Origin of the sequence: Streptomyces spiroverticillatus (assembly GCA_014650415.1) — a bacterium.
Taxonomy (GTDB): Bacteria; Actinomycetota; Actinomycetes; order Streptomycetales; family Streptomycetaceae; genus Streptomyces; species Streptomyces spiroverticillatus.
In genome coordinates this window covers 926,240-933,548 of the sequence record BMUX01000001.1, presented here as the reverse complement: position 1 = coordinate 933,548, position 7,309 = coordinate 926,240, and the positions used below count along the sequence as shown (strand labels likewise).

At 69.9% G+C, this 7,309-nt stretch carries 8 protein-coding genes; all 8 read left to right on the top strand.

The window, feature by feature from the left end; translation table 11 throughout:
• Positions 1-66 precede the first annotated feature (66 nt).
• The 8 genes from IE269_RS04355 (at position 67) to IE269_RS04320 (ending at position 7,178) form a co-directional block, all read left to right on the top strand.
• Positions 67-711: an HAD family hydrolase gene (locus tag IE269_RS04355; RefSeq protein WP_189821298.1), complete on the top strand. Its 645-nt coding sequence runs from the start codon at positions 67-69 to the stop codon at positions 709-711.
• Between the two features lie 68 nt (positions 712-779).
• Positions 780-1,982, top strand: a complete 1,203-nt coding sequence (locus tag IE269_RS04350) for an MFS transporter (protein WP_189821297.1) — start codon at positions 780-782, stop codon at positions 1,980-1,982.
• Positions 1,951-3,126, top strand: coding sequence for an acetoin utilization protein AcuC (locus tag IE269_RS04345; protein ID WP_189821296.1), 1,176 nt, complete (start codon positions 1,951-1,953; stop codon positions 3,124-3,126). The genes IE269_RS04350 and IE269_RS04345 overlap by 32 nt, the downstream gene beginning before the upstream one ends.
• Before the next feature lie 302 nt (positions 3,127-3,428).
• Positions 3,429-4,244 carry a phosphatase gene (locus IE269_RS04340; protein WP_189821393.1) on the top strand — a complete coding sequence of 272 codons (816 nt, stop codon included), beginning with the start codon at positions 3,429-3,431 and terminating at the stop codon, positions 4,242-4,244.
• Positions 4,245-4,373: 129 nt separating this feature from the next.
• Entirely contained in the window at positions 4,374-4,586 is a 213-nt protein-coding gene (locus IE269_RS04335) for a helix-turn-helix domain-containing protein (protein WP_185027739.1), read from the top strand.
• Between the two features lie 115 nt (positions 4,587-4,701).
• Positions 4,702-4,800 carry a 30S ribosomal protein bS22 gene (locus IE269_RS04330; RefSeq protein WP_003948845.1) on the top strand — a complete coding sequence of 33 codons (99 nt, stop codon included), beginning with the start codon at positions 4,702-4,704 and terminating at the stop codon, positions 4,798-4,800.
• Between the two features lie 229 nt (positions 4,801-5,029).
• On the top strand, positions 5,030-6,139 hold the full coding sequence (locus IE269_RS04325) for an NAD-dependent epimerase/dehydratase family protein (protein WP_189821295.1): 1,110 nt from the start codon (positions 5,030-5,032) through the stop codon (positions 6,137-6,139).
• Between the two features lies 1 nt (position 6,140).
• Entirely contained in the window at positions 6,141-7,178 is a 1,038-nt protein-coding gene (locus IE269_RS04320) for a lysophospholipid acyltransferase family protein (RefSeq protein WP_189821294.1), read from the top strand.
• The last annotated feature ends 131 nt before the right edge of the window (positions 7,179-7,309 follow it).

Genomic DNA, 7,309 nt, shown 5'->3' with positions numbered 1-7,309 from the left:
AAAAAGCCGCTGCCCCCGAGTCTGTTGACTCGGGGGCAGCGGCTTTTTTGCGTTTATGGTCAGGTCATGCGCTACGAACTGGTCATCTTCGACAACGACGGCGTGCTCGTGGACAGCGAGCCGCTCTCCAACAGGATCCTGTCCGGGTATCTGACGGAACTCGGGCACCCCACGACGTACGAGGACTCGCTGAGGGACTACATGGGGGCCGCCGTGCACCGTGTGCACGACCTCGTGCGGGAGAGGACCGGGCAGGAACTGCCGGCGGACTTCGGGGACCGGCTGCACGAGCGGGTCTTCGCCGCGTTCGAGCGGGAGCTCCAGCCGGTGCCGGGGGTCGAGGACGTACTCGCGAATCTGGTGGCCGAGGGGGTGCCGTACTGCGTGGCGTCGTCCGGGAGTCATGAGCGGATCCGGGTCGGGCACCGCAGGACCGGGCTCGACGAGTGGTTCGAGGAGGAGTGGCTGTTCAGCTCCGAGGACGTCGGGAAGGGGAAGCCGGCGCCGGATCTGTTCCTGTACGCGGCGGAGCGGATGGGGGTGGCGCCGGAGAGGTGTGTCGTCGTCGAGGACAGTCCGCTCGGGGTGCAGGCGGCGCGGGCCGCTGGGATGGACGTGTACGGGTTCACCGCGATGACGCCCGTGGAGCGGCTGGAGGGGGCGAACGGGTTCTTCTCGGACATGAAGGAGCTGCTCGGGCTGCTCGATTAGGGGTGGGGCGAGATTGGGTGGGTGATCCATCTACCCACTGGTAGGTCTGAGTCGTACGCTCACGGTTCATGACAGATGCGCGCCTGCGGCACGGCAGGGCTTCTTTGGCGTTGAGTTTTTTCGCGCAGGGGCTCGCCTTCGCGATCCTCGTGACCCGAATACCCGCGCTGCAGAAGCAGTACGGGATGTCTGATGCGGTGCTTCCGATCTTTCTCGCCGCTGTGCCGATCCTGGCGGGCGCGGGCAGCTTCGTTGCCGAGGCCCTGGCGAAGAGGGTCGGGCCCGCGGCCGTGCTGCGGTGGTCGCAGCCCGTGGTGCTGCTGGCCCTGCTCGGGGTCGGGGCGGGCCGGGAGATGTGGCATGTGGCCGTCGCGCTCGGGGTGTTCGGGCTGGCGGTCGGCATGCTCGACGCGTCCATGAACATGCTCGGGGTCAGCCTTCAGCGGGCGTACGGGCGGAGCATCATGCTGGGGTTCCACGCGGCGTACAGCCTCGGCGGGATCGCGGGGGCCTCGCTCGCCTGGGTGGGGGCGAACTGGGAGCTGTCGCTGCTGGCGTCGTATCTGCCGGTGGTGTGTGTGCTGGTGCCCGTGGTGCTGGTGGGGAGCCGGTGGTACGTCGACGCGGAGGGCGGAGAGGGCGAGGCGTCGGCGGCGGCCAAGGGGGCGGGGGCGTTCTCGTTCAAGCTGCTGTTGCCGTTGTGCATGGTGATGGCGTTTGCGTACATCGGGGACTCGACGGTTTCGAATTGGAGTGCCAAGTACCTTCAGGACGTGCTGGGTTCGTCGGAGGCGCTGGCGACCGTTCCGTACAACGTCTACATGGTGACCACGCTGCTCGGGCGGGCCGTCGGGGACTTCGGGGTGCGGCGGTTCGGGGCGGTGGCCGTGGTGCGGACGGGGGCCGTGGTGGCGGCTGTGGGGTTCGGGGTTGTTGCGGCGGCTCCGGGGGCGTGGGTCGGGATGGCCGGATTCACGCTGCTGGGGCTCGGGTTGTGTGTGATCGTGCCGCAGACCTTCGCGGCGGCGGGGCGGATGTTCCCGGGGGCGAGCGACCAGGCGGTGGCGCGGCTGAATGTCTTCAACTACGTGGGGTTCCTGGTGGGGTCGCCGTTGGTGGGGGCGATCGGGGATGCGTGGAACTACCGGGGGGCCATGCTCGTACCCATGGTTCTGGTGTTGGTGACGTTGGTGTACGCCCGGTCCTTCGCGGCGGAGGGCGACCGATACGGTGGCGGGCATGAGCGGCCGCGCACTGTTGATGTGGGATGACGCCGTCACGGCGTACAACTTCGGCCCGCACCACCCGATGGATCCGGTCAGGCTTGAGCTGACCATGGGGTTGGTGCGGGCCTTCGGGCTGGACGGGGCGGTGGAGGTGGTGGCCGCGCCCGCGGCGGGGGACTCGACGCTGCGGCTGGTGCATCGTGAGGATTACGTCGAGGCCGTGCGGGCGGCCTCCAGGGCGCCGGGGGACGCCGATGCGTCGTACGGGCTGGGGACGGTGGACGATCCGGCGTTCGCGGGGATGCATGAGGCTTCCGCCTTGATTGCCGGGCAGTCGGTGGGGGCTGCGGAGGCGCTGTGGCGGGGGGACGCGGCGCACGCGGTGAACTTCGCGGGCGGGCTGCACCATGCGATGCCCGGGGCGGCGGCGGGGTTCTGTGTGTACAACGACGCGGCGTTGGCGATCGCACGGCTGCTGGAGATGGGGGCGGAGCGGGTCGCGTATGTGGATGTGGACGTGCATCACGGGGATGGGGTGCAGGCGGCGTTCTGGGACGACCCGCGGGTGCTGACGATTTCGGTGCATGAGCATCCGCGGCATCTGTTTCCGGGGACGGGGTGGCCCGAGGAGACGGGTGGGGCGGGTGCGGGGGAGGGCAGTGCGGTCAATGTCGCGTTGCCGGCGGGGACCGGGGATGCGGGGTGGCTGCGGGCCTTTCATGCGGTGGTGCCGGAGTTGTTGGCCGATTTTCGGCCACAGGTGCTGGTGTCGCAGCACGGGGCGGATACCCATTTTGAAGATCCGTTGGCGGATCTGGCGGTGTCGCTGGATGCGCAGCGGGCGGTGCAGGCGGCGTGTCATGAGCTGGCGCACGAGTACGTGGAGGGGGCGAGGTGGCTGGCGCTCGGGGGTGGGGGCTATGCCGTGGTGGATGTGGTGCCGCGGGCGTGGACGCATTTGGTGGGGATTGCGGGGCATCGGCCGGTGGAGCCGGAGGCGGAGATTCCGGGGGTGTGGCGGGAGCGGGTGAAGGCGTTGCGGGGGGAGTTGGGGCCGGGGCGGATGACGGATGGGCGGACGGTGGCTTGGCGGGGGTGGGAGGAGGGTTATGACCCGGGGGATCGGGTGGATCAGGCGGTGGTGGCGGTGAGGAGGGCGGTGTTTCCGTTGCGGGGGCTTTTGGCGTAGGTGGGGGGCCTTGGGTGGGGCGGCCGGGAGTGGGGGGTGGCCCGTGGGCCGGTGGTGAGGGGGCCGGAACGGGGGTGGGCCGGGAGCGGGAGGGGCCGCCCCCTTGCCCGCCCGTTCCGCCCCCGGGGGGCGGCCCCGCCGCCCAAGGGGACGGCGGCGGAAAGGGGGACGGCGGCGGAAAGGGGGGGCGGAGGGGGAAGGGGCGCCGGTCAAGGGGGCGGGGTGGAAAGGGGATTGGGCTGTTTGGTGGGGAGGGGTGGGGTTTGGGGGACAGGGGGGTGGTGTGGGAGGAGCATGGTGGGGTGTTGAGTCGTGGGGCAGTGAGGGCGCATTTGTTGGCGGCGCGATTGGCGGGGGTCGTGGCAACGTCGAGGGAGGTGAGTCTGCGGAGTTATCGGCTCTTCGGGGCGGGGGATCCGAGGGTGTTGATCGGGCTGGAGCCCCAAAAGGGTTGGGGGGAGGGGGAGTTGGTTGATTTGATGGCACGAAAGTGCGGTGTGTCGGGGGATCTCGGGTACCGGCAGGGACCCGATGCCATCGATCCGGAACGGACGTTGGCGGCCCTGGACGCCTTCGCGGAACGGGTGGGGGAGGCCGCCGCGAGACGGGTTCCGGTGTTGTTCGGGACCGGTCATCCGCACCGATTGCTCGGCTTCTACGCCGAGTTGGCAGACGCCATGTCGGCGGCGGGATGTGAAGTGCTCACTCCCGCGCAGGGGAAGCGAGTCGACATAACGACCCGGTTCGGCGTACGTACGTACAACCTTGACTACGTACGAGGAGTCGCGCTGGTGCGCGAACCCGGCGCACGGGTCGGCGCGAGTGACCCCGGCGTGCACTCCCATTCGCCCCTGCCGATTCGGGTGGTTCTGGGGGCCGCGGCGGAGGTCGGAGGGCCCCTTCCGGGGCTGGTCGTCGGGGACCACGGATGGGTCGTCGGCGCAGGTCAGCTGGGGTTCGAGGCCATCGGCCCGGCAGACGTGGACGACCCCGCGGTGTTTGTCGGGGAGGAGGAGGGGCGGGTGGCCGTGGCCGTTCCACTTGATGACGGTGTGCGGTCTGATTACTACCGACCGCTTACTCGCTATGTACTCAATCGAGCGTGTCTGTCACGGTAGCGGGCCGATCGCATCTCCTCTTCCCCACTCGCATCACACGCCCCTAGTCTGGGGAGTGAGCGCACAGCGACGAAGAGTCACCGGAAGGGGAAGCCGGTGCGCGTCATGTGCGGAAGGTACAGGTGGGTCATGACTGCTTCAGGCGAGAGGCCTCTCAACGAGGTCAAGTTTCTGACCGTGGCGGAAGTCGCCTCGGTGATGCGAGTGTCGAAGATGACCGTGTACCGCTTGGTGCACAGCGGTCATCTGCCGGCGATCCGGGTGGGCAGGTCCTTCCGGGTTCCGGAGCAAGCGGTTCACGAGTACCTCCGGGAGTCCTTCGTGGGGGTCGAGACGGCCTAGTTATGGCCTGGGCTGCCCTCGGATTACGTCCCTCACTCGGTGGGCGGTAGGCTAGGCCCTTGTAGGTCGTGTGGGCCCAGACGCCCCGCACCAGTAGAGAGAAGCGAGGGTAGTCGTGGGCTCTGTTATCAAGAAGCGGCGTAAGCGGATGGCTAAGAAGAAGCACCGCAAGCTGCTGAAGCGCACGCGCGTTCAGCGTCGCAACAAGAAGTAAGCGACGGCGCATCGCGCGCTACGCAGTCCGGAACGGCCCCCCTGCCAGCAGTGGCAGGGGGGCCGTTCCGCGTTTTCCCGCCATAGTCCCCCCGAGGCCCCGGGTGGCCGAGAGTGCCGTGCGGACATCACAGCGCAACATCCAGGCGCTAACGTGGCCCGGGGGGAGACCCAGGAGACCCGGCCGGGCCGGGGAGACTGCCGGGGATACCGAGGGGAAGGCTCTGATCTTGGGCAAGGTCGTGCTCGTCACAGGTGTGGCCCGGCAGCTGGGGGGCCGCTTCGTGCGGCGCGTGCAGCGGGACCCCGAGGTGGACCGGGTGATCGGGGTCGACGCCGTTCCGCCCGAGCACCACCTCGGTGGCGCCGATTTCGTACGGGCGGACATCCGGCAGCCCGCGATCGCCCGGGTGCTGGCCGAGTACGGGGTCGACACGGTCGTCCACATGGACGTCACCGGCACCCCGCTGGGCGGCGGCGGAGGCCGGTCCTCCGTGAAGGAGACCAATGTCATCGGCACCATGCAGCTGCTCGGCGCCTGCCAGAAGTCGCCGACCGTGCAGCGCCTGGTGGTGAAGTCCACGACGAGTGTGTACGGGTCCGCGCCGCGCGACCCGGCCGTGTTCGGCGAGTCCACGCCGCCGAAGTCGCTGCCCAGCGGGGGCTTCGCGAAGGACGCCGTCGAGGTCGAGGGGTACGTACGGGGATTCGCGCGGCGGCGCCCGGACGTGGCGGTGTGCGTGCTGCGGTTCGCGAACATCCTGGGGCCGAGTGCCGATTCGCCGCTCTCCGAATACTTCTCGCTGCCCGCCCTGCCGACCGTCCTCGGGTACGACCCGAGGCTCCAGTTCGTCCACGAGGACGACGTGGTGGAGGTCCTGCGGATCGCCGCCCACGAGCCTCGGCGAGGCACGCTCAACAGCGGCACCTTCAACATCGCCGGGGACGGGGTGCTGCTGCTCTCGCAGTGCGCGCGCAGGCTGGGGCGGCCGACGGTGCCGTTCCTGCTGCCCGCCGTGCGGTGGGTGGGCTCGGCGCTGCGGACGGTCGGGGTGACCGACTTCTCGCCCGAGCAGATACGGCTGCTGACCCACGGGCGGGTGGTGCGCACCGCCCAGATGCGCGAGACCCTCGGCTTCGAGCCGAAGTACACGACCGCCGAGACCTTCGAGGACTTCGCCCGCAGCCGGGGCCGGGGGCTGCTGCCGCCGGAGGTCCTCGCCCGTACGGTGGACAGAGCGGCCGGGAGGGTCTCCGGGCTCGCCCGCGTCGTACGACCGAGAAGTGAAGCCTCGCCCGCTCAAGCCTCGTCCTCCACGGAATCCAAGGAGCGCATCTGACATGGCCGACGCCAAGGTCATCCCCTTCGGTGACGAGCCGCGCTCGCGGCGGGGCACGGGGGGCTCGCGGGCGGGGGCCGGCAAGCGCAGCGGCGCCCGCAAGAGCGGCACGCAGGGTGCGCTCGCACCCGTACCGCAGCAGCGGACGCCGGCCGAGGACGGCCCGCAGGAGGCCGCCAAGGAGCCGGAGGAGCAGGGCGGCGGCTGGGAGCGGCGGATCGCGGGCGGGCTCGCCTTCCTGCGGCGGCGGATCACCGGGGACTACGAGGTCGACGAGTTCGGGTACGACCGTGAGCTCACCGACCAGGTCCTGATGTCGATGATCCGGCCGTTCTACGAGAAGTACTTCCGGGTGGAAGTGAAGGGCATCGAGAACATCCCGGCCGAGGGCGGGGCGCTGATCGTCGCCAACCACTCCGGGACGCTGCCGCTGGACGGGCTGATGCTCCAGGCGGCCGTGCACGACGAGCACCCGGCGGGGCGGCACCTGCGGCTGCTCGCCGCCGACCTGGTCTTCGTGCTGCCGGTGGTGAACGAGCTGGCGCGGAAGGCGGGGCACACGCTGGCGTGCGCGGAGGACGCGCAGGCGCTGCTGGAGCGGGGCGAGCTGGTGGGCGTGATGCCCGAGGGGTTCAAGGGGATCGGGAAGCCGTTCAGCGAGCGGTACAAGCTCCAGCGCTTCGGGCGGGGCGGCTTCGTGTCGACCGCGCTGCGGGCCGGGGCGCCGATCGTGCCGTGCTCGATCGTGGGCGCGGAGGAGATCTACCCGATGATCGGGAACTCCAAGACCCTCGCCCGGGTGCTCGGCTTCCCGTACTTCCCGATCACGCCGACGTTCCCGTGGCTGGGGCCGCTGGGGGCGGTGCCGCTGCCGACGAAGTGGACGATCCAGTTCGGCGAGCCGATCGAGACCAAGGACTACCCGGCGGACGCGGCCGAGGACCCGATGCTGATGTTCAACCTGACGGACCAGGTGCGGGAGCAGATCCAGCACACGCTGTACAAGTTGCTGGTGCAGAGGCGGTCGGTGTTCTTCTGACCGGGGAGCGCCGATCGGGATGTTCGGGCTGCCCGAGGACCGACGGACGGAGTCCGGCGCAGCTGTCCGAAGCCCGCGGAGCGGTGCGAGGACAGCAGAGAGAGGGGCCAAGTTGCTGGTGCAGCGGCGGT

Excerpts from the sequence above, each read along its gene's own strand:
- IE269_RS04355 (WP_189821298.1), top strand. The coding sequence starts at position 67 with ATGCGCTACGAACTGGTCATCTTCGACAACGACGGCGTGCTCGTGGAC.
- IE269_RS04335 (WP_185027739.1), top strand. The coding sequence starts at position 4,374 with ATGACTGCTTCAGGCGAGAGGCCTCTCAACGAGGTCAAGTTTCTGACC.
- IE269_RS04345 (WP_189821296.1), top strand. The coding sequence starts at position 1,951 with ATGAGCGGCCGCGCACTGTTGATGTGGGATGACGCCGTCACGGCGTAC.
- IE269_RS04350 (WP_189821297.1), top strand. The coding sequence starts at position 780 with ATGACAGATGCGCGCCTGCGGCACGGCAGGGCTTCTTTGGCGTTGAGT.
- IE269_RS04320 (WP_189821294.1), top strand. The coding sequence starts at position 6,141 with ATGGCCGACGCCAAGGTCATCCCCTTCGGTGACGAGCCGCGCTCGCGG.